This window comes from Massilia sp. Masssp94, from assembly GCF_059491305.1.
Genome location: NZ_CP168501.1, coordinates 965,146 through 990,326, shown reverse-complemented (window position 1 = coordinate 990,326; position 25,181 = coordinate 965,146). Strand labels below are relative to the sequence as shown.

Below are 25,181 nucleotides of genomic sequence, written 5' to 3'. Positions count from 1 at the left end.
CGTGATATTTGCGATATGTTGGCGTTACCAGCCATCAGGCGGCCAGGTCGTTCCGGCCGTCGTCCAGCGTGACCAGTTCCCCGAAGTGCACGGTGCGCGTGGCGATGTCGTGGTACGCGCCCACGAGTCCCATCTCGCCGCGCGCGATGCGCTCGCGCAGGAAGGCGCTGCCGGCGATGATCTCGTCCAGCGAGTTCTCGATGTTGCGGCGCGTGACCGCCTCGAGCATTGCCTTGCCCTCGGGCGGATGATGGGCGCCGCACTTGCACTGGTCGACCGCCTTGCGGATCTTGCCCGTGATCGCCCCCATGCTGTGCGCGCCTTCGTTCTGCAGCGCGAGGCCGATCGCGCCGCAACTCGAGTGGCCTTTCACGACGATCAGTTTCGCGCCCAGTTTATGGGCGATCTCCAAACTGCCGATGATCTCGCGGCTGATCACGTTGCCCGCGATGCGGATCGTCAGCAGGTCGCCCAGGCCGGCATCGAAAATGATTTCCGGCGACGTGCGCGAATCGATGCAGTTGACGACGACGGCCATCGGATGCTGCCCGCCCGCCGTCGCTTCCACCTGGTGCAGATAGTATTTCTTCGTCGTGCGGCCGGCACGGAAGCGCTCGTTGCCGTCGCGCAGCAACTGCAGCACGTCTTCCGGAGCCAGCCTGGTCTGCGTGTCCTTGTCGAGGGCGGGGACGAACTGGATCGGATCGTGCAGGCTGTACTTGTCGCGCAGGCCCACGACGTTCAGCTTGACGTTGCGTTCCGCCGCGACGACGCGGTAGTCGTTGATGACTTCGAGCACGTCGTGGTCGATGTAGTCCGAGTTGGCCGCGTCGATCAGCACGTTCGCGTTCTCCGGGATTTCCCACAGCGCGCTCTTGATCGTGGCCTTGTTCAGGAACGACACCTGGTTCGGCAATTCCATCTTGACGACCTCGCCGATGTGCAGGCGGTACTGTTCCATCGAGAACGGATTCTTGAAGTGGCTGCGCATCAGGTAGAACAGGCTGGCGGCCAGGCCGATCAGTACGCCGGTCAGCAGGTCCGTCAGCACGATGGCGGCCACGGTGACGGCGAACGGCACGAATTGCGACCAGCCCTTCTTGTACATGTCGCGGAACAGCGAGACCTTGGCCAGCTTGTAGCCCGTCACGATGAGGATCGCGGCCAGTGCGGCCAGCGGAATCAGGTTCAGCATGGGCGCCAGCACGAGCACGCTGGCCAGCAGCAGCACGCCGTGGAGGATGGTCGAGGCCTTGGTCCGGTTGTCGTTCTGGATGTTGACGGAGCTGCGCACGATGACGGACGTGACGGGCAGGCCGCCCAGCAGGCCGGCGCAGATGTTGCCGACGCCCTGCGCGACGAGTTCGCGGTTCGTGGGCGTTTCGCGCTTGTGCGGATCGAGCTTGTCGACCGCTTCCACGTTCAGCAGCGTTTCCAGCGACGCGACGATGGCGATCGTGAAGCCGACAATCCAGACGTCGTGGTTCGTGAAATGGGCGAGATCCGGGACATTCAGGTAAGCACCGAGGTTACCGATATCGAGGGGCGGAATATCGACGAGATGTTCCGGATCGATACTCAGTGCGGGAAAGAAACGATCGAATGTCACATTCAGTGCAACACCCAATGCCACGACGAACAATGGCGCCGGCAGCAATTTGATGTTCTTGAATGGCGTCCTGTCCCAATACACGAGGATCAGCATCGACAGGAGCGCAATGATCATGGCGCCGGGCGTGATCGAATTGAATGCATGCGCAATGGCGGAAAACGTGTTTTCTCCATTGGCCTGGATGAACGACGTATCATCGGCCGGATTGGCGTCATAACCGATCGCATGGGGAATCTGTTTGAGAATCAGCAGAATGCCGATCGCGGCGAGTAATCCCTTGATGACGTTCGAGGGAATGTAATTGGCGATAAAGCCGCCACGGGCGACACCCATGGCCAATTGCATTACGCCGGCAATCAATATGGCCGCGAGCAGGATTTCGAAGGCGCCGAGTTTCGTGATCGAGGCGAGGACGACGGCCGCCAGCCCGGCCGCGGGGCCGCTGACGCTCGTATGGGAACCGCTGATGGCACCCACGACGATGCCGCCGATAATGCCGGAAATAATCCCTGAAAACAAAGGCGCGCCGGAGGCGAGGGCAATACCGAGACACAGGGGCAAGGCGACAAGAAACACTACTATGCCGGCCGGCAAATCGTACTTGAGGGTATTCGTATGCATGGGAATCTCACGGAAGAACGATGGTTGTCAGTCAGAATGCGCTTGTTTATTTTGCGCATGGCGATATAACGATTTACATCGGGTTATGGCCGATGAACCGGATTCATGAACGTTTGATTTGGATTGAACCAAAACGGTGCAATGCACCGTTTCGATGCATTTTCAGGAACGTCGATTGTTAAAGCGACGGGGAAAAAATATAACATGCAGTTTGCAAATGCGTCCAGCATGCACGGTCAATCGTTACAATTCTTTCGCGCGAAATAGATTTGAATAAAAGCGGTTTTAATCGGGTTATTTTTATTGCCTTGAATAACGCCGAATTACGAATCTGATAAACGTGCGGATGAGGTCGTATAGACGTCCGGCGGCGCCGAACATTGTGGGAGGAGCTCGCGTCCTGTAGAATAGCTGGCTGCAGTACGCAGAGTGTCGCCATAGTACAATGGATAGTACAAGGTCCTCCTAAGACTTAGATGCAGGTTCGATTCCTGCTGGCGACACCAGTTTCACCATCCCCCAGCCGCATCAGGCCGTCCCCCTTCGGTACAATGCCTGCTTTCTCACACTCTTACCGATATCCGCGCCGACAAGCGTCGCGGCCGCTCACACCATGGCTGTCATTTCCCTCTCTTCCGCGCAACTGGCATTCGGCCACGTCGCGCTGCTCGACCATGCCGATTTCTCGCTGGAAGCCGGCGAACGCGTCGGCCTCATCGGCCGTAACGGCACCGGCAAATCCTCACTGCTGAAAATCATTTCCGGCCGCTCGAAGCTGGACGACGGCCTGCTCGTCATGCAGCAGAGCGTCAAGATCGCGTACGTCGAGCAGGAGCCCGTGTTCGATCCGGAGATGACCGTGTTCGACGCGGTCGCCGCCGGCATGGGCGACCAGCAGGCGATGCTGACGGAGTACGAATCGCTGACCGGGCAATTCGGTCACGGCAACGATGACGCGATCATGGAGCGCATGCACGATCTGCAAGTGAAACTCGATGCGACGGATGCCTGGAACCTCGGCAACCGCGTCGAGACCACGCTGGGCCGCCTGGGCCTCGCGGGCGATGCGAAGATGGGCACGTTGTCGGGCGGTATGCAGAAGCGCGTGGCGCTGGCTGTCGCGCTCGTGTCCGGCCCCGACGTGCTGCTGCTGGACGAACCGACGAACCACCTGGACTTCACGTCGATCCAGTGGCTGGAAGGCCTGCTGCGCGAATTCCGCGGCTCCGTGCTGTTCATCACCCACGACCGCCGCTTCCTCGACAACGTCGCCACGCGCATCGTCGAACTGGACCGCGGCCGCCTGCTCTCGTTCCCCGGCAATTTCAGCAAGTACCAGGAACGCAAGAAAGAACTGCTCGCGATCGAAGAGGTCGAGAACGCCAAGTTCGACAAGGTGCTTGCACAGGAAGAAGTGTGGATCCGCAAGGGCGTGGAAGCGCGCCGCACCCGCAACGAAGGCCGCGTGCGCCGGCTGGAAGACCTGCGCCTGCAGCGTTCCGCGCGCCGCGACCAGCAGGGCCAGGTCCGCATCGACGTCGCGACCGGCGAGCGCTCGGGCAAGATCGTCGCGGAACTGGAAAACATTTCGAAGTCGTATGGCGACAAGGTGATCGTGCAGGACTTCACCGGCACGATCATGCGTGGCGACAAGGTCGGCCTGATCGGGCCGAACGGCGCGGGCAAGACGACGCTGCTGAAAATCATTCTTGGCGAAGAGACGGTGGACAGCGGCAACGTCAAGCTGGGCACGCGTTTGAACGTCGCGTACTTCGACCAGATGCGCGCGCAACTGAACGAAGAAGCGACGCTGGCCGACACGATCGCGCCGGGCAGCGACTGGGTCGAGATCAACGGCCAGCGCAAGCACGTGATGAGCTACCTGGGCGACTTCCTGTTCGCGCCCGAGCGCGCTCGCTCGCCCGTGAAATCGCTGTCCGGCGGCGAGCGCAACCGCCTGCTGCTGGCGCGTCTGTTCGCCAAGCCGGCCAACTGCCTCGTGCTCGACGAACCGACCAACGACCTCGACATCGAGACGCTCGAACTGCTCGAAGAACTGTTGACGGATTACTCGGGCACCGTGTTTCTCGTCAGCCACGACCGCACGTTCCTCGACAACGTCGTCACCCAGGTCATCGTTTCCGAAGGGCAGGGGACGTGGCGCGAATACGTCGGCGGCTACAGCGACTGGGAGCGCGTGAAAGCGGCGCCCGCGCCCGCGGTAGCACAAAAGGCCGCGCCGGCGAAAGCGCAGGATATGTCATCCAACGCACAGAACGCGTCGGGCAAGAAGGTAAAGTTGAGCTACAAGGAACAGCGAGAGCTGGAGGAGTTGCCGCAGCTTATCGCCAGCCTTGAAGACGAGCAGTCGGCCATCACGGCACAGCTGAATGCGCCCGACTTCTACAAGACCAATCCCGCTGACGCGCGCCGGATCAATGCGCGTTACGCGGAAATCGAGGAGCTTCTGCTCGACGCCCTGGAGCGTTGGGAAGGCCTCGAAGCGCGCTCGCGGGGAGAATAGCCCATGCGTTAGCGCATCGCTGAGCGCGGGCCAGGCGCCCGCTGACGGAGAGACATGACTGAGCATGACGACCGCTACGCCGTGCCCGCCACGGCAGCCATCCCCGCCGACGCTCCCATGTTCAACCGCGCGGCCTGGCTCCGCATCCTGCCCTTCGCCGCCTACCTGGCCTTCATCGTCATCGGCGACGTGCTGCAACGCCTGGGTGTCCCGCAGGACGCCCTGCGCTGGTTGTACCCCGCCAAGATCGCCCTCGTGGCCCTGTTGCTGGCGCTGTCCTGGCGCCAGTACAAAGAACTTTCCCGCTTTCATCTCGCACCGCTGCACGCGTTGACCGCGCTGGCGACGGGCGTGCTCGTGCTCGTCCTTTGGATCAGCCTGGACGCCGGCTGGATGGTGTTCGGTTCCTCGTCCGGCTTCGATCCGCGCGTCGACGGCCGTGTCGACTGGCTGCTCGTGGCGATCCGCATCGCCGGCGCCGCGCTCGTCGTGCCCGTCATGGAAGAGTTGTTCTGGCGCTCTTTCCTGATGCGGTGGGTGGACGCGCCCGACTTCGAGTCGGTTGAGCCCTCTCAACTCTCCATCAAAAGCTTCGTCATCACTGTCGTGCTGTTCGGTGTCGAACATAACCTCTGGCTTGCGGGGATCGTTGCGGGCGCGGCCTACAGCCTGCTGTACATGCGTCACCGCAACCTGTGGTCGCCGATCCTGGCACATGCCGTCACCAACGGCCTGCTGGGCGTGTGGGTGGTTCGGACCGGCAGCTGGTCTTACTGGTAAGCCGTCCGCCATTAACTTCAAGAAAAAGACAAACCATCATGCTGAATTTCCGCGTGCGTCCCCTTGCCCTGTTGCTCTGCACCCTGTTCACGCTGCCCGCCGGCGCCGGTCCCAGCGATGCGCTCCACCTATATGCCGGCGTCGGCTACGGCCACGACGACAACCTGCTGCGCGTGCCGGAGGGCCAGTCCGCGTTCGACGGCACCCGGGCCGATTCGTGGTGGATGCGGGAGGGCGGATTGATCTTCGATAAGACCTATAGCCGCCAGCGGATTTCCATCGTGGCCAAGCTGTCGAAGTACGACTTCGACCACTTCAAACAGCTGAATTACGATGGCAAGGACTTGCAGGCAACCTGGTTCTGGCAACTCGGCAACCACCTCGAAGGCAAGGTCGGCACCACCTATCAACAAGTGCTGGCGCCGTACACCGATTTCCAGAGCAACGAGCGCAACCTGCGCCGCAGCCGCAGCCACTTCGCGGAAGGCGCGTGGCGCTTCCACTCGTCCTGGCGCGTGCGCACGGGCTTCCAGCGCGACAAGTACGACTACGAGCTGTTCGCCCAGCGCTACAACAACCGCACGGAAGATTCGAGCGAGGTCGAACTCGATTACCTGCCCAGCAGCGGCAGCACGGTCGGCCTCGTGGCACGGCGGGTCAAGGGCAAGTATCCATATCCGCGCCCCGTCGGTCCGAATCTTCTCAACGACAACTTCACGCAGGACGAACTGAAAGCGCGCGTACTGTGGATAGCGACGGGTTCCACGACGTTCGATGCACTGGTCGGCTACACGCGGCGCGACCAGCCGTCGTTCGGCACGGGCAAGACGAGCGGCGTGGCCGGCAAGATCAAGGCCACGTACCAGCCGCGCGGCAAGATGACGTACCGGGCTGCCGTCTGGCGCGACTTCGCGCCGCTGGAAAGCACGGTCGTGAGCTATACGCTGAACAAGGGCGCCAGCGTCGGCGCGCAATGGGATGCGACGGCCAAGATCAAGGTGAATGCCGACGCCGTCTACGAACGGCGCAACTACAACGCGCGCGCGTCGTTCGCAAGCGCGGGCGACATCCGCGATTCCATCCGCACGCAGAGCCTGTCCGCGACGTGGACGCCGCGGCCGACCATCCAGGTGTCGGCGGGGCTGGCGCACCAGGCGCGCAGCGGATCGCCCGTGCTCGGTACGGGCAGCTTCAAGTCGAACAGCGTGTCGCTGTCGGCCAATGCGCAGTTTTGAATGCTTTTATGACGGTCAATGACATACCGCTGATCTCGTTCTTCCAGCGCGTACTCGACCCCCTGATCATCATGGGCACGCTGTACCTGTCGGCGGTGCTGTTCCATGAGCCGTTCTCGGGCTACCTGCTGGTATTGATGGTGCTGGCCTTCTTCATTTCGTCGGCCGTGTACCAGCACGTCGATCCGTACCGCACGTGGCGCAGCGGGCGCATGTGGGCCTATGCGCGCGACACCGTGTTCGGCTGGTGCGTGACGATCGCCGTGCTGATGTTCCTCGGCTCGTCCAGCGGCCTCAAATACTATTACGACGAGCGCGTGCTGCTGGCCTGGGCCGTCGCCACGCCGCTCATCCTGCTGGGCAGCCACATTGCCGTACGCATTGCGAACCGGCCCGGCAAGAGCAAGGAAGTGCGCTCGGTCGTCGTGGTCGGCGTCAACGACGTGGGCCTGAAATTCGCCGGCATCTGCGACCGCCATCCGAACCTGTTCATGCAGGTGCGCGGCTTCTTCGACGACCGCGACGGCGAACGGCACCCGGCCGAGCTGCCGCATCCGATGCTGGGCAAGACGAGCGAGCTGGTGCAGTACGTGCGCGACAACGGCATCAAGATGATCTTCATCAGCCAGCCGATCTCCGCGCAGCCGCGCATCCGCAAGCTCATCGACGAGTTGCAGGACACGACCGCGTCCGTCTATTTCCTGCCGGACGTCTACATCTTCGACCTGATGCAGGCGCGCTTCGACAACGTGGGCGGCATGCCCGTGATCGCGATCTGCGAGACCCCGTTCATGGGCCTGAACAGCACCATCAAGCGCGGTTCCGACATCGTGCTGTCGAGCCTGATCCTGCTGCTGCTGGCGCCGCTGATGCTCGTGGTCGCCGCGGTCGTCAGGATGAGTTCGCCTGGCCCCGTGATCTTCCGCCAGCGCCGCTACGGCCTGTATGGCGAAGAGATCATCGTCTACAAATTCCGTTCGATGAAGGTGATGGAAAACGGCGATGCCGTCGTGCAGGCGCGCAAGGAAGACGACCGCGTGACGCCCATCGGCCGCTTCCTGCGCCGCACGTCGCTCGACGAGTTGCCGCAGTTCGTCAACGTGCTGCAGGGCAGGATGAGCATCGTCGGGCCGCGTCCGCACGCGGTCGCGCACAACGAGCAATATCGCAAGCTGATCAAGGGATACATGCTGCGCCATAAGGTCAAACCGGGCATCACAGGTTGGGCGCAGGTCAACGGGCTGCGTGGTGAAACTGCCACGCTGGACAAGATGGAGGCGCGCATCCAGTACGACCTCGATTACCTGCGCAACTGGTCGCTGTGGCTGGACCTGTGGATCGTTCTTAAAACAGTGAAGGTCGTGCTCACGCGCGAGAACGCATTCTAAAACCCGCGCGTTTTGAAACGCGCTTAAAAGTCCGCACATGTGGGGTCGCTTAGGTTCGACTTAAAGAGCCGGATTCAATCGGATCGGCGCTTGCGGCGCCCGATGGGCTGCGTGAAAATAATTGCTGAGATTGCAATTTTTTATTGATTTTGCATAACATTCGCCAGGACAACTGCCAATGAAGAAAGCGTTGATCACGGGTGTCACCGGCCAGGACGGTTCCTATCTCGCGGAACTGCTGCTGGCCAAGGGTTACGAAGTGCATGGCATCAAGCGGCGCGCTTCGCTCTTCAATACCGAGCGGATCGATCACATCTACCAGGATCCGCACGTCGAGGACAATCACTTCCACCTGCATTACGGCGACCTGTCCGACACGTCGAACCTCAACCGCATCCTGTGCGAAGTCCGGCCGGACGAAGTCTACAACCTCGGTGCGATGAGCCACGTGGCCGTGTCGTTCGAATCGCCGGAATATACGGCCGACGTCGACGGCCTCGGCACCCTGCGCCTGCTGGAAGCGATCCGTTTCCTCGGCATGGAAAAGACGACGCGCTTCTACCAGGCGTCGACGTCGGAACTGTACGGCCTCGTCCAGGAAACCCCGCAGCGCGAGACGACCCCGTTCTACCCGCGCAGCCCGTATGCCGTCGCGAAGCTGTACGCCTACTGGATCACGGTGAATTACCGTGAGGCGTATGGCATGTACGCGTGCAACGGCATCCTGTTCAACCACGAGTCTCCGCGCCGCGGCGAGACCTTTGTCACGCGCAAGATCACGCGCGGCCTCGCGAACATCTCGCAAGGCCTGGAGCAGCAACTGTTCCTGGGCAACCTCGACGCGCTGCGCGACTGGGGGCATGCGCGCGACTATGTCGAGATGCAATGGCTGATGCTGCAGCAGGACACGCCCGAGGATTACGTCATCGCGACGGGCCGCCAGTATTCCGTGCGGCACTTCGTCGAAGTTGCGGCACGCGAGCTGGGCATCGAGATCGCGTGGCAGGGCGAGGGCGTGCACGAACGCGGCGTGATCGCCGCCATCCATGGCGACAAGGCGCCCGGCGTCGTGGTGGGCCAGCCGATCGTCGCCGTCGACCCGCAATACTTCCGTCCGACGGAAGTCGATACGCTGCTCGGCGACCCGGGCAAGGCGCGCCGCCGGCTGGGCTGGGAGCCGCGGACCTCTTTCGAAGCGATGGTGCAGGAGATGGTGGCGCACGACCTCGAGACGGCGCGTCGCCACAAGCTTCTCGCCTCGCATGGCTACAACGTTGCAATTTCATTGGAGTGAACGTTGAATACACAACCCCGCATCTATGTGGCCGGCCATAACGGGCTGGTCGGCTCGGCCATCGTGCGCGTGTTGCGCGCGCAAGGTCACACGAACATCGTCACGCGCAGCCACGCGGAACTCGAACTGACCGACCAGGCCCAGGTCCGCGAGTTCTTCCGCAACGAGCGCATCGACCAGGTCTACCTGGCCGCCGCCAAGGTCGGCGGCATCCATGCGAACAACACGTATCCGGCCGACTTCATCTACGACAACATGATGGTGCAGGCGAACGTCGTGCACGAAGCGTGGCGCAATGGCGTGAACAAGCTGCTGTTCCTGGGCTCCTCGTGCATCTACCCGCGCCTCGCCCAGCAGCCGATCAAGGAAGAGTACTTGATGAGCGGCATGCTGGAGCCGACGAACGAGCCGTATGCGATGGCAAAGATTGCCGGTATCAAACTGTGCGAAAGCTATAACCGCCAGTACGGCACGGATTACCGCAGCGTGATGCCGACGAATCTGTACGGTCCCGGCGACAACTATCACCCGGAAAACAGCCACGTGATCCCCGCGCTGATGCGGCGCTTCCACGAAGCGAAGCTCGCCGGCGCGCCCGAAGTCGTGATCTGGGGCAGCGGCAAGCCGATGCGCGAATTCCTGTACGTCGACGACATGGCGGAAGCGAGCGTGTACGTGATGAACCTCGACCATGCCACGTATGCGTCGTACACCGACCCGATGCATTCGCACATCAACGTGGGCACGGGCGAGGACGTCACGATCGCGGACCTCGCGCGGCTCGTCGGCGAGACGGTCGGCTACCGTGGCCGCATCGCGTTCGATCCCACCAAGCCGGACGGCACGCCGCGCAAGCTGCTCGACGTGTCCAAGCTGAAATCCCTCGGCTGGCAGGCGCGCACGCCGTTGCCGGAAGGATTGCGGCGCGCTTACGCGGCCTTCGTCGACCTGGTGGCGGACCAGGAAAAGCGGGCCGCCGCCTGAGCGATCGCGGCGGGAGCCGTACGGCAGAGTGTTAATTGACGAACAGAGTCCGAGTCGTGCGGCTCCCAGAATGAGCAGGCTATAACAAGAGTTCCACCCCATCCTCAAGGAAACCCATTGAACAACAACCACGTGGCTGCCAACATGAACACATCCTTTCCTACGACTCCGAAGCGCGTGCTGTGCGCCGCGCTGATCCTGGTTGCGGCAACCTTGAGCGCGTGCGGCGACAAGGCGAAAGAAAAGAAACCCGGCCAGGCGCTGGCGAGCGTGAATGGGGAAGAGGTTACGGTACTCCAGCTCAACGAGGAACTGCAGCGCGCAGGCGTCTCCGCCACCCAGCAGGATGCCGCCAGCAAGCAGTTGCTGCAGGTTCTCATCGACCGCCAGCTGCTGCAGGAAGCGGCCGCCAAGGAAAACCTCGACCGCGATCCCAAGGTCATGCAGGCGATCGACCGCGCCAAATCGCTGATCGTCGCTCAGGCCTATCTGCAAAAGCGCGTCGGCAACGTGGCGAAGCCGACGCCGGCGGAAGTCGAGGACTACTACAACAAGCATCCCGAATTCTTTTCCAACCGTAAGCAGTTCAGCATGAACGAACTCGTGATCTCCGCCAACGACCTGACGCCCGAGGTGCGCAGCGCGGCCGACAGCGCCAAGTCGCTGGAAGAGGTCGCCGTGTGGCTGGACACGCACAAGATCAAGTACGGCCGCAACCAGGTCACGCGCTCGACGGCCGACGTGCCGCCGCAGCTGTCCTCGAAGTTGCTGGGCATGCCCAAGGGGCAGCTGTTTGTCGTCAAGGAAGGGCCGCGCGCGATGTTCATTTCCGTCGCCGAAGTCAAGGATGCACCGGTCTCGCTGCAGGTCGCCTCGAACCAGATCGAGCAATTCCTCGTGAACCGCAAGAACAAGGAACTGGCCGCGGCCGAGCTGCAGCGCCTGCGTTCCACCGCAAAGATCGAGTACCTGAACAAATCGATGGTGCCCGATCCCAAGGCCGCGCCGGCGAGCGCAGTGGCGAATGCCGATCCCGCCGCGGCGGCACCCGCCGCCATGCCCGCGGCCGACAACGCACCAGCCGACAACGCATCCGGCGCCGACAAGGCAGCGCTGGACCGCGGCGTCGCCGGACTGAAGTAATCCCAACATTGACGACCCATAAGGAGTGAAGAAGATGAAACGACTCGTACACTGGATGGTTGCGGCAGTCCTCATGCTCGGCGCGGGCATGGCCGGTGCGGCGGAAATCCTGCTGGGCCCGGGCGACGTGGTCAAGGCGTCGGTCTACGGCAGCCCCGACCTTGCAATCGAGACGCGCGTCTCGGAAGGCGGCACCATGACGTTCCCGCTGCTGGGCGAAGTGCAGGTCGGTGGCCTGACGACGCAACAGGCGGAAAAGAAAATCGGCGGCCTGCTCGAAAAGGGCGGCTACCTCAAGAAGGCCCAGGTCAACCTCCTGATCACCACGCTCGCGAGCCAGCAGGTGTCGGTGCTGGGCCAGGTCAACCGTCCGGGCCGCTACCCGGTCGACGGTCCGCGCAAGGTGCTCGATCTGCTGGCGCTGGCCGGCGGCATCGGCCCGGAAGGCGGCGACATGGTCAGCCTCGTGCGCACCCGCAACGGCGTCACCACGCGCGAAACCATCGACGTCGTCGACATGGTGCGCAAGGGTGAACTGAACCGCGATTACGAAGTCGCCGGCGGCGACATCATCTTCGTCGAGCGCGCGCCGCGTGCCTACATCACGGGCGAAGTGCAGCGTCCGGGACCGTTCCGCCTGGAACGCGCGATGACCGTCCAGCAGGCGCTGTCGGCCGGCGGCGGCCTGACCCAGCGCGGCACGCAGCGCGGCCTGCGCATCACGCGCCGCGACGCGAACGGCGCGGCGCACACGATCGAAGCGAAGGCCGACGACCTGGTCCAGGTCGACGACGTCATCACGGTCAAGGAAAGCTGGTTCTAACGCAGGGGTAGCGCCCGGTTCTTTGTTCCACTCCGTTTTAAAGGTTCATCATGAACGTTCATCAATTCCTGCTGATCTTGCTTGCACGGAAGAAGATCATCCTGACGACCCTGCTGGTCACGGTCGCGCTGGCCCTCGGGTTCAGCCTGATCCAGGCCAAGACGTACAAGGCAACGGCATCCGTTCTGTTGAACTACAAAGGCGTGGATCCATTGACCGGCCTGACGATGCCGGGGCAACTGCTGCCGGGCTATATGGCGACGCAGATCGACATCATCAGCAGCAAGAACGTGGCGCTGCGGGTCGTCGACGCGCTGCACCTGGCGAATAGCCCGGCCGTCGTCGAACAGTTCAAGGATGCAACCGAGGGCAAGGGTTCGGTGCGCGACTGGCTGGCCGACCTGCTGCTGAAGAAACTGGAGATCGTCCCGTCGCGCGAATCGTCCGTCGTCGAGATCAGCTTCAAGGGCGCGGACCCCGCGTTCGCGGCCGCGGTGGCGAATGCGTTCGCCGACGAGTACCAGAAGATCACCGTCCAGCTGAAGACCGATCCGGCCAAGAAAACGGCGTCGTACTTCAACGAACAGACCAAGCAGTTGCGCGACAACGTCGAGGCCGCGCAGGCCCGCCTGTCCAAGTACCAGCAGGAGAAGGGCATCGTCAGCCTCGACAACAACCGCGTCGACGTCGAACTGGCGCGCCTGAACGACCTGTCCGCGCAGCTGGTGGCGGCGCAGACGGCCGCGATGGAAGGCACAGCGCGGCAGGGCGCCGCCGGTTCCGCGCTGACGTCGCCGGACGTCGCCAACAACGCCCTGATCCAGACGATGCGTGCCAACGTCGCCCAGGCGCGCGGCAAGTTCGCCGACACGTCGCAGCGCTACGGCAAGAACCACCCGCAATACCAGGCCGCCAAGGCCGAGCTCGACAAAGTCCAGGCCGAACTGAATGCCGCGCTGGGCACCGTCTCGCGCAGCGTGGGCGCGAATGCCCAGGTGCTGCGCCAGCGCGAGGCGGAACTGCGCCAGGCGGTCGCCGAGCAAAAGGCGAAGGTACTTGAAATGAATCGCGCCCGCGACGAACTGGGCGTGCTGCTGAAAGACCTCGACAGCGCCCAGCGCGCGTTCGATTCCGCGTCGCAGCGCTTCTCGCAGACGCGCATCGAGGCGCAGTCCGAGCAATCCGATATCGCCCTGCTGAACCCGGCCGTGGCGCCGACGCAGCCGTCTGGCCCGCGCGTGCTGCTGAACACGCTGATCGCGTTCCTGCTGGGCACGATCCTCGGTGTCGGCCTGGCGCTGCTGCTGGAACTGCTGAACCGTCCGGTGCGTTCGGCCAGCGACGTCAAGGACATGCTGGGCATCCCCGTGCTGGGCACGATCGAATGGAAGTCGCCGCGTGGACGGACGGGGGGCATCCGCTCGCTGATGACGCCGCGCCGCCTGCTCCGTCTTAACTGATCCTGGATTCCACCATGAACTCTCCGATTTTCAACACGCTGCCCGCCGATCATGGGCTTGAACGTCTGGGTCCCGAGACCAGCATGGGTGCCTTGCTGCTCGACTCGGGCAAGCTCAAGCCTGAAGACGCCGAACGCGTGCTGCGCATGCAAAAGGAGACCGGCATCCGCTTCGGCGAAGCGGCCGTGCGGCTGGGCCTGGTCAGCGAGGACGACATCCAGCAGGTGCTGGCGCGCCAGTTCTCGTACCCGTATCTGCAGAAGGGCCAGGCCGGCCTGTCGCCGAAGCTGCTCGCCGCGTACGATCCGTTCTGCCCGCAGGTCGAATCGCTGCGCGCGATCCGCAGCCAGCTGATGCTGCGCTGGTTCGCGCGCGGGCGCCGCGCGCTGGCCATCGTCGGCGTGGATCCGGAAGACGGATCCGCGCTGTTCGCGTCGAACCTGGCGATCGTGTTTTCCCAGCTGGGCGAGCAGACCCTGCTCGTGGACGCGAACCTGCGCGCCCCGCGCCAGCAGGACGCGTTCGCGCTCAAGCCGCGCCAGGGCCTGTCCGACCTGCTGGCGGGCCGCGCCGACCTCGACGTGATCGCGCGGGTGCCGGCGTTCATCGACCTGTCGATCATGCCGGCCGGGACGCTCCCGCCGAACCCGGGCGAACTGCTGGCGCGCGAAGGCTTCCGCAACCTCAACACGCAGCTGGAAAGCCGCTACGACGTCGTGCTGTACGACGTGCCGCCATTCCAGCTCGGCATGGATTCCGTCGCGGTGGCGAGCCGCGCGGGCGGCGCGCTGCTCGTCACGCGCAAGAACTACACGCGGATCTCGCACATCGGCCGCGCCGCCGAGCAACTCGTCGACGCCGGTTGCGAAGTCCTCGGCTCGGTGGTGATGGAGTTCTGACATGGACACCGGAGCACGCGCCAGCACCGTGCGGCAGCATGCACCGGACCTGCGTGCACTGCGCGGCGTCCTGCCCGAATGGTGGCCGGTCTTCCTGGGCCTGGCCATCCTGTTCGTCCCCACGTTCTACGACCTGTTCACCGGCGCCTGGGTCGGCGAGGAGCAGGGCCACGGGCCGATCATCTTCGGCCTCGCGCTGTGGCTCATCTACCGCAAATGGCCGGACGTGATCGAGGCGACGACACCCCCGCGCGCCAGCTGGGCCGGCTGGCCCATCCTCGCTATCGGCCTGGTCGCCCACCTGCTGGGCCGGTCGCAGAACATCCTGATGCTGCAGATCGTCGCGATCATCCTCGTGATGGCGGCCGTGCTGCTCGTCAAGCGGGGCGGCCGCGCCCTCCGGGTGCTGTGGTTCCCGTTCTTCTTCATGCTGTTCATGGTGCCGCTGCCCAGCGAATTCGTCGCCGCGGTGACGATGCCGATGAAGATGGCCGTGTCGTGGGCCACCGAGCACCTGCTGTTCGCGTTCGGCTACCCGATCAGCCGCTCCGGCGTGATCCTGCAGATCGGCCAGTACCAGCTGCTCGTGGCGGACGCGTGCGCCGGCCTGCAGACCCTGCTGACCCTGGAAGCGCTGGGCCTGTTCTACCTGAACCTGATGCGCCACCCGTCCGCATTCCGCAACATCGGCCTCGCCCTGTTCATCGTCCCGATCTCGTTCTCCGCCAACGTCATCCGCGTCGTCGTGCTCACATTGATCACGTATTACTTCGGCGACGCGGCGGGGCAGGGTTTCCTGCACGGGTTCGCCGGCATGGTCCTGTTCGTCACGGCGCTCGTGCTGATCCTGTCCATCGACTCCGCGCTGCAATGGTGGGCGCGGCGCAGGGAGGTGGCATGAACCGCAGATTCATGGCCAGCGTGGTCCTGGGCGTGGCGATGGCGGGCACGTCCGCGCTGACGGGGGCGCTCACGCCGAAGCAGAAGGTGGCCGCCGTGCAGGAGCGGTTCGACCTCGAGGCGATGATCCCGAAACGGTTCGGCAACTGGACGGTCGACAACACCGTCGTGCCGCTCACGCCCGACGAGACGCAGAAGGAACTCATTGCCACCCTGTATGACCAGACCCTGGCGCGCACCTACGTCAACGATGGGGGGCAGCGCGTGATGCTGTCGATCGCATACGGCGGCGACCAGAGCAAGCAGCTGCAGCTGCACCTGCCCGAGGTCTGCTACGTGGCGCAGGGCTTCGACATGGTGCAGGATCACAAGGCCGAGCTCGCCACGCACTACGGCAGCGTCCCCGTGAAACGCCTCGTCGCGCGCCAGAACGCGCGCAACGAACCGATCACGTACTGGGTGACGGTCGGAGACAAGGCCGTGATGTCCGGCCTGGGCCAGAAATACCAGCGCTTCCTGTACGGCCTGACGGGCAAGATCCCCGACGGCATGCTCGTGCGGGTGTCGACCATCGAGGCCGACGAACACAGCGCCTACCGCGTGCAGGACCGCTTCGTGAACCAGATGCTGGATGCCATGTCCCCGCACGACCGCATCAAGCTGCTGGGCGCGGCCACCAACAAGGGCTGACCGGACATGCAGAACTTCCTCCTGGTCTTCTATACCTCGCTGCCGTTCATCGCCGTCGTGGTGCTGGCCATCATGGCCGTGGCCGGGATGGGCGTCGGAATGGTGTGGCCGCGCTTCCTCGCGTACGTGTACATCGCCGTGTTCTTCTTCAAGAATTCGACGAGCTACGGTTCGCTGGCGGCCGCCGCCGCGCCAGGCATCTACAGCCGTGGCTCCGGGGTCCTGTTCTTCCCGCTGCTGCTGTGGTGCATGGCGGGGGCGTGGTGCTGTGCGCGCGTGTCGGCCGGCTTCCAGCGCTATCCGGCCCCGCCGTGCAACCTGCGGCCGTGGTTCCTCGCCTGGAGCCTGCTGCTGGGTGGTCACGTCGCGGTGGCGCTGTTCTCCAACGTGACCCTGGCGGAAGCGCTGGCCCCGTCCGGCTTCTCCAACATCATCTGGATGGCGCCGCTCGTTTCGCTGATGCTGCTGGCGTTCCGAACCCGCGAGCACGCGATCGAACTGTCGCGCTTCATCATGCTGGCGGGCCTCGGGCGCGCCCTGTTCGGCCTTGCGCGCTGGGCCTTCCTCGGCGGCGACCCGAACAACGTGTATGCGAACATGAACGCCATCAAGATCAAGCTGACGTTCTTCGACATCAACGACAGCCTGCTGTGCACGATCGCGTTCGCCATCGCCGCCGTCAACCTGTTCCAGGTGGTGAAAAACAGGCGCTCGCTGTTCTGGACCGCGATCGACTGGTCGACCCTGCTCGCGACGGCCGCGTGCATCGTGCTGTCGTACCGCCGCAGCGCGTGGATCGGCTTCGTGCTGGCCTTCCTGATCATCATGATGCGTTTCCCGCTGCAGCGCCGCATCCACATGATGGCGCTCGGCGCGCCCGTCCTCGGCGCCGGCCTGCTGTACGCGGCGTTCAAGCGCCTGGGCCATACCAAGGGCGCGGGCGGCGGCTTCTCGAGCCTGTTCTACGACATGGAATCGAAGCGCTTCGGCGCCGAAAGCGAGCGGGTGCTGGAATTGAAATTCGCGCTGGCCGATTTCATCTCGCACCCGCTCACCGGCATCGGCACGTGGGGGCGCTACACGGGCTACCAGCACATCTCGTGGCAGGCGGGGCAGGACGGCGGCCTGTTCCTGCACAGCGGCGTGCTGCACATCGCCCTGAAGGCCGGGCTGCCCGGTCTGATCCTGCTGGGCGGCACGATCTGGGCGTTCACCCGGCTCGCGCGCCACGCGCTGCGCACATTGCCGCCCGACCTGCTGGGCCTGGCGACGGCCGGCGCCGCGGGCCTTGCGTTCATGCTGCCCGACCTGCTCGTCGGCACGCCGTTCCCGCAGGTGCGCACGACGCAGATGCTGGCGATCTGCCTCGCGCTGCCTTACGTGGCGATGGCCGTGGCCAGCGCGCAACCGGCCGTGCAGCCCGTCGAGTCCCGCAAGCGCCGCCACGTCAACCTGGTGCCGGCGCACGTATGAACCTCAGCCTCGTCCGCAACGCCTTCTCGAACCTGCTGGGCGCCGTGATCCCCGCGCTGGTGGCGCTGGGCACCGTGCCGCTCGTCGTGCAAGGGCTGGGCGATGCGAACTATGGCGTGTACTCGCTCGTGACGGCGATCGTCGGCTATTTCGCCGTCATCGACATCAATGTCACGGCCGGCTCCGTGAAATACATCGCGGAATTCAACGCCCACAAGGATCAGGAACGCATAGCCGAGACCGTGTTCTTCGGCCTGTCCGTGTACTCGCTGCTGGGCCTCGTCGGCGGGCTGGGCCTGTTTTTCGGCGCGCACTTCTTCGTCACCCGCGTGTTTTCCGTACCGGCGGCGCTGGAGCACGAAGCGGTCGCGACACTCCAACTGGCCGCGCTCGGCTTCTTCCTCGGCCAGTTGCAGAGCTATCTGCAAAGCGTGCCCCAAGCGCTGATGCGCTACGACATCGCGAGCCGCATCGAAATGCTGTTCGGCACCGGCGTGCCGCTGTTGACGGTGGCCGTGCTGATGCTGGGCTATGGCTTGTTTGAAGTAATCCTGCTGCGCGTCATCATGAGCGCGATCAATTGCGCCGTACTGTGGCGCAGCATCCGCCGCCTGCTGCCGGACCTGCGCTACCGTAAGCCGGGCGCGGCGATCCGCAAGGAATTGCTGGGCTTTTCCGCGTACTCGTTCCTGAGCCGCTTCGCGACCTTGTCCTACGCATATGCCGACAAGCTCATCATCGGCGCGCTGGTCGGCGTGACGGGGCTCGCCTACTTCACCGTCGCGTCCACGCTCGCGAACCGTATCCTCAGCCTCACGTACCGCCTGTCCGGCGTGTTCTTCCCGGCCGCGAGCGCGCTGGCGGCCCGTGGCGAGCTCGAGCGTTTGAACCAGTTGTACCTGAAGGCGAGCCGCTACGTCGTGTTCATCAACGCGTCCGTGCTCGTGCTCGTCGCCGTGTTTTCGTACCAGATCCTGTTCTACTGGATGAACCCGCAGTTCGCCCGCGCCGGGCAGGTCGTGCTCGCCGTGATGGCGCTGTCGCAATTCGTCGATTCGCTGACGAGCCTGCCGTCCCTGGTGAACGACGGCATGGGCCATCCGCGCTTTTCCGGCATGTTCGCGCTGGCGCGCGCCCTGTTCGGCCTGCTGGTCGTCTACGTGGGCGTCGCGGGCTGGGGCATCGATGGCGCCGCGTGGGGCCATCTGATCGCGTCGGTGCTGCTGACGTGCGCCTTCCTCGTCGCCGTGCACGGCCGCACGGTGCCCGCGCGGCTTGGCGAGCTCGTCCGTAAAGCCTATCTGCCCAGCGTGGCGGGCGTGGCCGTCGTCGCGGCCGTCGCCAGCGCGGGCAACCGCCTGTTCGACGGCGGCCCGGTCGACCTGCTCCTGCTCGTGCTGCTGACGGCGGGCCTGCTGCTCGCGTACGGCAGCCTGTTCGTGATCGACCGCGACGACAAGAACCTGGCATGGGCGCGGGTGAAGGGGTTGTTATCGATGAGGAAAGCGGCTTGAAAGTCTTGATGGTGTCGGAAGACTTGCCGGGCACGCAGGTGGGCGGCCTGGGCAAGCATGTCGTGACGTTGTCGAACGCGCTGCTCGAGCTGGGGCACGAGGTCGACATCATGGGACGCAGCGACCGGTTCCACGGTGGCAGCGCGGCCGAGATCGGCTTCAAGGGGCGCGTGCTGCCCGGCTTCGATTTTTCCCGGCCGGGGTGGAAAGAGGCGCAGCTGGGCTTCTTCAATCCCGTCAAGCGGCCATGGTTTGCGCGCAGCATCGCGCGCGCGCTCTTGCGCGAGGCGGGCAAGTACGACGTCGTGCACTACCACGGCCACTTGCCGATGGCGGGGCGCTACGTGCCGCGCAGCGTCAACTTCGTGCAGACGCGCCACGACCAGGGCAGCGAATGCGTGATCCATTTGCGCTTCAGGCAGGAACACGTGTGCACGACGCTCGACGCGCGCGACTGCGCCGCCTGCATCCACCCGGCGCCGAACGCGGTGCGGCGCGAGATGTCGGGGCTGGCCGTGCGCCGCTACCGGTCGGAGACGGCGGAAGCGTTCTCGCGCCACAAGACGATCTTCGTGTCCGACTTCCTGCGCCAGGCATTCCTGCGCGCCGTGCCGGACGCGGACCTGTCGCGCGCGCGCGTGATCCACAACTTCATCCGCTACCCGTACCTGCGCGAGCGCGCGGCGCGGCCCGACGAGGTGAGGGCGGGGGAGGTCCTGCTCGTCGGCCGCATCGATGCCGGCAAGGGCTTCGGCGAATTCCTCGCGCAGGTGCAGGGCTGGCTGCCGAAGCATGCGCGCGTCACCATCGTCGGCGACGGTCCGCTGCGGGGCCAGCTGGAGCGCCGCCATGCGAACGGGCAGGTGCGCTTCCTCGGCTGGCTGCCCTACGACGAGGTGATCCGCATGTCGGCGCGCAGCCACGTGCTCGTGATCCCGTCCGTGTGGGAAGAGCCGTGCGGCACCACCGTGCTGGAAGCGCTGGCCCTCGGCAAGCAGTGTCTCGCGCTGGCACGCGGCGGCACGCCGGAGCTGGCCGTGTACCAGTATTACGACGGCCAGCTGCAACTGGCCGAGACCATGCCGCGGCTCGTGGAGCGCCTGGCGCACATCCTGGGCCGTGCGCCGGTGACGGTGCCGCTGCCCGATGCCTTCCCGATGGACGTGTTCCACGCCGTCCCCCAGATCCTGGACTTTTATCACGAGTGATGCCATGAACAAACCGACCTTTTCGATCGTCACGTGCACCTGGAACAGCGCCGCCACCCTGGCCGACACCCTCGCGTCCGTCCAGCGGCAGACCTGCCAGGACGTCGAGCACATCTTCGTCGACGGCGGTTCCACCGACGGCACGCTGGAGATGATCGCGGCGTACCCGGGCCGCAAGCGCGTGCTGCGCGACGTGGGCGGCGGCATCAGCCGCGCCATGAACCAGGGCATCGAAGCGGCCACCGGCGAGTACGTGGCGCACCTGCATTCGGACGATTACTACGCCAGCGACGACGTGCTGGAACTCGTCGCCGAGCGCTTCGCCAGCGAACGCGTGGACTGGGTGTTCGGCACCGTGCAGGTGTTGAAGGATGGCCAGCTGATTCCGCCGTACCGCATGGTGCCGTTCAGCTACCACGCGTTCGCGGCGGGCCGCGCGTCGGTGCCGCATCCGGCCGTCTTCATCCGCCGCAGCGCGTTCGGCCGTGTGGGCACGTTCGACGAAACGCTGAAATACGCGATGGACATCGACCTGTGGCTGCGCCTGGGCAAGGTGGCGCGGCCGGCCACGATAGCCCGGCCCTTGACCGTGTTCCGCGACCATGCGGGCAGTGTCTCGTCCGCCAACAAGATCAAGGCGCGCCAGGAAGAGTTCCAGGTCCGGCGCCGCTACCTGAAGGAGGCGCCGCTCGCGTTCGGCATCTATTGCCTGCGCTACGCCAGGCGCATGCGCGCGCTGCGCGCCGAGGCGCACGCCGGCGTGCCGGTAATGCAATCGTAATGTCTGTTCCAGATCAGATAAATAACATGATTGTCGAAGTGATTAAATCGATGGCGAATTCATAAACTTTGCCGAAATAGCCGCACAGTTTTCAAAAAGTCTTTTCTGTAAAAAAACGGCTTTTAGCTGCCTGGAAATATTACCGTTAATAAGGGGTCTACAGGGTCGTCCGATTTGTGGGGTATACGAGAAAAATCTTTGATTTCTAAGGGAATTTTTCCTCGAGAAAATTTATTTGCGGTACTATTTCTCGTATCGAACAGCGCTCATTTGCATCAGCAGAGCGCTTCAAGCAAATCGGGCCCTGGCTTCCTGCCGACGGGCTGACCCTCTAGTCGTCCAGTTAATATTTCTCGGAGCAAGCACATGAAATTTCACCGGAAGGGCGTTGTCGCCGTCGCTGCACTGTCGTCGCTGTTGATGTCGTTCAGCGCGCGCGCCGACTGGGCCCAATCCACCGATCCCCTGGTCGTCCAGCCCGCGCCGGCCAATGGCGCCGTGCAGGCACAGAACCCGCCGGGTTTTGCCTGGGCGCGTCATCCGGCCGGCCCGGCCAGCTACGAGATCGAGATCACCCCGTCGGGCGGCTCGCCGGTGAAGGCGACGGTCGAGCGCAACTGGTACCTGCCGACCAAGGCGCTGGCACTGGGCAATTACACGTGGCGCGTGCGCGCGGCCGGTTCGACGGAATGGTCGACCCCGCGCGCATTCGCGATCACGAGCAAGTCGACCGTGTTCGAAGTGCCCGACAACGCCACGCTGCGTTCGCGCATCCTGAACAAGGCGCGCCCCCGTTCGCTGGCCCCGTCCTTCACCGCGTATTCGACGTGGAGCTCGGCCAAGAAGGCCGACCTGGACCCGTACGTCAGCCGCCTGATCAACGAAGTCAAGCTGCAGATGACGGCGCTGCCCGAGCTGTCGGATTCGCGCTGGCCGATCGTGATCGCGTCGCCGCTGACGGCGCAGATGGCGTCGCAGCAGACCGACGTGCGCAACCGCATCAACGAATCGTCGCGCCAGCTGGAAGCGGCCGCGGTGCTGTGGCGCCTGAAGAAGGACCCGGTCCACCTGGCCGAAGCGCTCAAGCGCGGCGACCAGCTGGCCGCGCTGAATCCGGCCGGCCCCACCAGCTACGCCAACCAGGACCAGGCCACGCGCCAGATCGCGCTGTCGCTGCTGAAGGGCATGGACCTGCTGGCCGGTGACCTGGACGCGACCCGCAAGGCCAGGTGGCTCGCCGTCGTCAAGACGCGCGTGACGGAAATGTACGGCAACATCGCAGGCGACAACGGCCGCCTCGACCAGTACCCGTTCGATTCGCACGGCAACACGCTGATGATCTACATGGCGCTGATCTCGACCCTGGCGCTGGGCGACATCCCGGAAGCGCAGACGTGGTTCGACTTCACGTTCCGCTCGTACGTGAACACCCCGTCGCCGTGGTCGGGCGCGGAAGGCGGCTACGCCAACGGCACCGCCTACGCCGAGTACGCGGCGGGCTATATGACGGCGCTGTGGGACCCGATCGTCCAGGCGACCGGCGTGAACCTGTACGCCAAGCCGTGGACCTTGGGCTTCCTCGATTTCGCGACGCAGTTCACGCCGCCGGGCTCGAAAGTCCACGCCTTCGGCGACGGTTCCGAGACGAAGCCGGACCCGCGCGTGTTCCGCGCCTTCGCCAACCGCATGGTGTCGCCGCGCGCCGCCTGGTACGTGGCGAACCTGCCGGGCCTCGAGGATTCGCTGTCCGTGGTCGAAGCGCCGTATCCGATGCCGGTGACCGGCACGGCGCTGAAGATCCCGCCGTCGAACTCGGCCTACTACCCGAGCACCGGCTGGGTGGCGATGCACAGCGACATCGGCTCGACGGGCCGCACGTCGTTCTACTTCAAGTCCAGCCCGTACGGCTCGTTCAACCACAGCCACGGCGACCAGAACGGCCTGCTGCTGTCGGTCGCCGGCCAGCCGCTGCTGGTGAAGGCCGGCTGGTACGACTGGTATGGTTCGCCGCTGTGGACCGACTGGTACCACCAGACCAGGTCGCAGAACGCGGTCACGTTCGACGGCGGCAAGGGCCAGGTGGTCACCGGCTACCGCGAACAGCTGCAGCGCAACGGCCGCGTCACCGGCTTCTCGGCCCAGTCGACCTACGACTACGCCGAAGGCGACGCGACCCCGTCGTACGGCGGCCAGTTGACGATGGCCAAGCGCCAGATCTGGTACCTGCACGGCCAGAACGCGATGGTCGTGCGCGACAGGATGCAGGCGGTCGTCGCCCACACGTACGAGTGGAACTTCCACGCGCCGGTGGCGATGACGGTCGAAAGTCCGTCGAGCGTCAAGATCGCGGCGGGCGGCCAGTCGGTGTGCCTGCGCGACCTGAACGGCAATGCGCCGTTCGCCAAGTGGAGCGGCCCGGCGCCCAAGTCCGGCGTGACGGAAGACCACGGCGCGTTCTACCTGAAGAACGACGGCAAGTCGGCGGCCGAGTTCCTCGTGCTGATCGACGTCGGCTGCAAGCGTCCCACCACCAAGGTCGCCACGTCGGGCACGACCCGCACGCTGACGGTCGGTACGCAGTCCGTGAACCTGAACTAATTGGAACCTCGAGAAACCGTCGCGAGCGGCAGCAATGGCGTCTGAGAAGCGGAGCTGTACGCGAGTACAGCGAGCATCGCAGGACGACGTTGCAACGCGCAGCAGGTTTATCGACGTTCCAAACTCAGGCGTCACGTGGTGTCGTCACGCGCCGTGCTAGACTCGGCGCGATGACGACACAGGTATTCCTGATCCAGGCACACAAGGACCTGGACCAGCTCAATGCGCTGGTCGAGCAACTGCGCGACGACGAGTTTCGCGTGGTCGTGAACCTCGACCGCAAGTGCGCGCTCGACCCGGCCGCCGTGCACCCGTTCGCGCGGCTCGTGCGCGACCGCGTCGACGTCCACTGGGGCACGTTCAGCCAGGTGCAGGCGGTGCTCAACGCCCTCGCACAGATCGTGGCCGAGGTGCCCGATTTCGACAAGGTCGTCTTCCTGTCCGCCCAGGACTTCCCGTTGCTGTCGAATGCGCGCCTGAAAGAAGCGCTCGCGCGCCACGCCCACCAGGAACTGCTGGACACCGTCGCCATCGGCACCGGCCCGGGCCAGTGGGCGGCCGGCTTCCGCTACCAGTATTTTTACTGCGACGACGGCCCGCGCCTGCTGCGCACCGCCTGCCGCATCGCGAACCGCGCGATGCGCGCGACGGGCATCGTGCGCCGCCTGCCGGGCGGCATGCGGCCGTACGGCGGCTCGTCGTGGTGGGCGCTGTCGCGCGCCTGCGTGCAGGACATCCTCGCGCGCGTCGCGCGCGACCCCGGCCTCGTGCGCTTCTTCCGCCGCTGCGCGTGTCCGGACGAGATGTTCTTCCAGACCCTCGTGATGAATTCGCCGTTCGCGCCCCGCGTGCTGGGCCAGAACTTCCGCTACGTCCAGTGGCCCGAACACGGCGCCCGCAACCCGAAAATCCTCGACGAAGGCGACTTCGAGCGCATCGCCGCGTCGCGCGCCCATTTCTGCCGCAAGATCGACAGCGAGGCCAGCGCCGCGCTGCTGCCGCGCCTGCTCGCGCTCCGCGCGGCTTGATATCCACGGGTCACCGACCCGACACTCCAACGATGCGCGGGGGGCGCATCCCGGCCAGCGCCAGCGCCGCATCGAACGCGTCCAAGCGATGTCTGGCCTGGGCCTGCGTGGCGGGCACATCGTCGACTCCTCGCTCGTGGCGCGGCCCGCCTGCCGACGGAACATGGCCCGCGTCGCAGTGTCACGCGTTCTTTCCGACCTCTGCCATGCTGCGGAAAAACTGAAC

General features: G+C 64.7%; 19 protein-coding genes and 1 tRNA gene. 19 read left to right on the top strand and 1 reads right to left on the bottom strand.

Features of this window, described 5'->3' with window-relative positions:
* Positions 1-34: 34 nt before the first annotated feature.
* A complete protein-coding gene (locus tag ACEN9G_RS04225; RefSeq protein ID WP_413337538.1) occupies positions 35-2,233 on the bottom strand; it encodes a bifunctional SulP family inorganic anion transporter/carbonic anhydrase in 2,199 nt (732 codons plus the stop codon).
* A 431-nt stretch (positions 2,234-2,664) separates the two neighbouring features.
* Here ACEN9G_RS04225 and ACEN9G_RS04220 point away from each other — a divergent pair.
* The 19 genes from ACEN9G_RS04220 to ACEN9G_RS04130 all read left to right on the top strand — a co-directional run bounded on the left by ACEN9G_RS04220 (position 2,665) and on the right by ACEN9G_RS04130 (position 24,955).
* Positions 2,665-2,739, top strand: a tRNA-Arg gene (locus ACEN9G_RS04220).
* Positions 2,740-2,846: 107 nt separating this feature from the next.
* The gene (locus ACEN9G_RS04215; RefSeq protein WP_413337537.1) at positions 2,847-4,757 is read left to right on the top strand and encodes an ATP-binding cassette domain-containing protein; all 1,911 of its coding nucleotides are present in this window, start codon (positions 2,847-2,849) and stop codon (positions 4,755-4,757) included.
* A 54-nt stretch (positions 4,758-4,811) separates the two neighbouring features.
* Positions 4,812-5,537, top strand: a complete 726-nt coding sequence (locus ACEN9G_RS04210; RefSeq protein WP_413337536.1) for a CAAX prenyl protease-related protein — start codon at positions 4,812-4,814, stop codon at positions 5,535-5,537.
* A 38-nt stretch (positions 5,538-5,575) separates the two neighbouring features.
* The gene (gene epsL, locus ACEN9G_RS04205; RefSeq protein ID WP_413337535.1) at positions 5,576-6,772 is read left to right on the top strand and encodes an XrtB/PEP-CTERM-associated polysaccharide biosynthesis outer membrane protein EpsL; all 1,197 of its coding nucleotides are present in this window, start codon (positions 5,576-5,578) and stop codon (positions 6,770-6,772) included.
* Between the two features lie 8 nt (positions 6,773-6,780).
* Positions 6,781-8,160 carry an undecaprenyl-phosphate glucose phosphotransferase gene (locus ACEN9G_RS04200; RefSeq protein WP_413337534.1) on the top strand — a complete coding sequence of 460 codons (1,380 nt, stop codon included), beginning with the start codon at positions 6,781-6,783 and terminating at the stop codon, positions 8,158-8,160.
* A gap of 178 nt (positions 8,161-8,338) precedes the next feature.
* Entirely contained in the window at positions 8,339-9,454 is a 1,116-nt protein-coding gene (gene gmd / locus ACEN9G_RS04195; protein WP_413337533.1) for a GDP-mannose 4,6-dehydratase, read from the top strand.
* Positions 9,455-9,457: 3 nt separating this feature from the next.
* The gene (gene fcl, locus ACEN9G_RS04190; protein ID WP_413337532.1) at positions 9,458-10,438 is read left to right on the top strand and encodes a GDP-L-fucose synthase; all 981 of its coding nucleotides are present in this window, start codon (positions 9,458-9,460) and stop codon (positions 10,436-10,438) included.
* A 144-nt stretch (positions 10,439-10,582) separates the two neighbouring features.
* On the top strand, positions 10,583-11,581 hold the full coding sequence (locus ACEN9G_RS04185) for an EpsD family peptidyl-prolyl cis-trans isomerase (RefSeq protein ID WP_483127721.1): 999 nt from the start codon (positions 10,583-10,585) through the stop codon (positions 11,579-11,581).
* Between the two features lie 34 nt (positions 11,582-11,615).
* Positions 11,616-12,404: a polysaccharide export protein EpsE gene (gene epsE, locus ACEN9G_RS04180; RefSeq protein WP_413337530.1), complete on the top strand. Its 789-nt coding sequence runs from the start codon at positions 11,616-11,618 to the stop codon at positions 12,402-12,404.
* 50 nt (positions 12,405-12,454) lie between these two features.
* A complete protein-coding gene (epsF, locus tag ACEN9G_RS04175) occupies positions 12,455-13,864 on the top strand; it encodes a chain length determinant protein EpsF (RefSeq protein WP_413337529.1) in 1,410 nt (469 codons plus the stop codon).
* A 14-nt stretch (positions 13,865-13,878) separates the two neighbouring features.
* Positions 13,879-14,763 carry a chain length determinant protein tyrosine kinase EpsG gene (gene epsG / locus ACEN9G_RS04170; RefSeq protein WP_413337528.1) on the top strand — a complete coding sequence of 295 codons (885 nt, stop codon included), beginning with the start codon at positions 13,879-13,881 and terminating at the stop codon, positions 14,761-14,763.
* 1 nt (position 14,764) lies between these two features.
* Entirely contained in the window at positions 14,765-15,664 is a 900-nt protein-coding gene (xrtB, locus tag ACEN9G_RS04165) for an exosortase B (protein ID WP_413337527.1), read from the top strand.
* Positions 15,661-16,353 (top strand): exosortase-associated protein EpsI, B-type, encoded by a 693-nt coding sequence (gene epsI, locus ACEN9G_RS04160; RefSeq protein ID WP_413337526.1) that lies wholly within the window; start codon positions 15,661-15,663, stop codon positions 16,351-16,353. The genes xrtB and epsI overlap by 4 nt, the downstream gene beginning before the upstream one ends.
* Before the next feature lie 6 nt (positions 16,354-16,359).
* Positions 16,360-17,826 (top strand): O-antigen ligase family protein, encoded by a 1,467-nt coding sequence (locus tag ACEN9G_RS04155; RefSeq protein WP_413337525.1) that lies wholly within the window; start codon positions 16,360-16,362, stop codon positions 17,824-17,826.
* On the top strand, positions 17,823-19,340 hold the full coding sequence (locus ACEN9G_RS04150; protein WP_413337524.1) for an oligosaccharide flippase family protein: 1,518 nt from the start codon (positions 17,823-17,825) through the stop codon (positions 19,338-19,340). Before ACEN9G_RS04155 ends, ACEN9G_RS04150 begins: the two co-directional genes overlap by 4 nt.
* Positions 19,337-20,548 carry a glycosyltransferase family 4 protein gene (locus ACEN9G_RS04145; RefSeq protein ID WP_413337523.1) on the top strand — a complete coding sequence of 404 codons (1,212 nt, stop codon included), beginning with the start codon at positions 19,337-19,339 and terminating at the stop codon, positions 20,546-20,548. Before ACEN9G_RS04150 ends, ACEN9G_RS04145 begins: the two co-directional genes overlap by 4 nt.
* Positions 20,549-20,552: 4 nt before the next feature.
* The gene (locus ACEN9G_RS04140) at positions 20,553-21,329 is read left to right on the top strand and encodes a glycosyltransferase family 2 protein (RefSeq protein ID WP_413337522.1); all 777 of its coding nucleotides are present in this window, start codon (positions 20,553-20,555) and stop codon (positions 21,327-21,329) included.
* Between the two features lie 366 nt (positions 21,330-21,695).
* Positions 21,696-23,927 carry a heparinase II/III domain-containing protein gene (locus tag ACEN9G_RS04135; RefSeq protein ID WP_413337521.1) on the top strand — a complete coding sequence of 744 codons (2,232 nt, stop codon included), beginning with the start codon at positions 21,696-21,698 and terminating at the stop codon, positions 23,925-23,927.
* Between the two features lie 170 nt (positions 23,928-24,097).
* Positions 24,098-24,955: a beta-1,6-N-acetylglucosaminyltransferase gene (locus tag ACEN9G_RS04130; protein ID WP_413337520.1), complete on the top strand. Its 858-nt coding sequence runs from the start codon at positions 24,098-24,100 to the stop codon at positions 24,953-24,955.
* Positions 24,956-25,181: the final 226 nt, after the last annotated feature.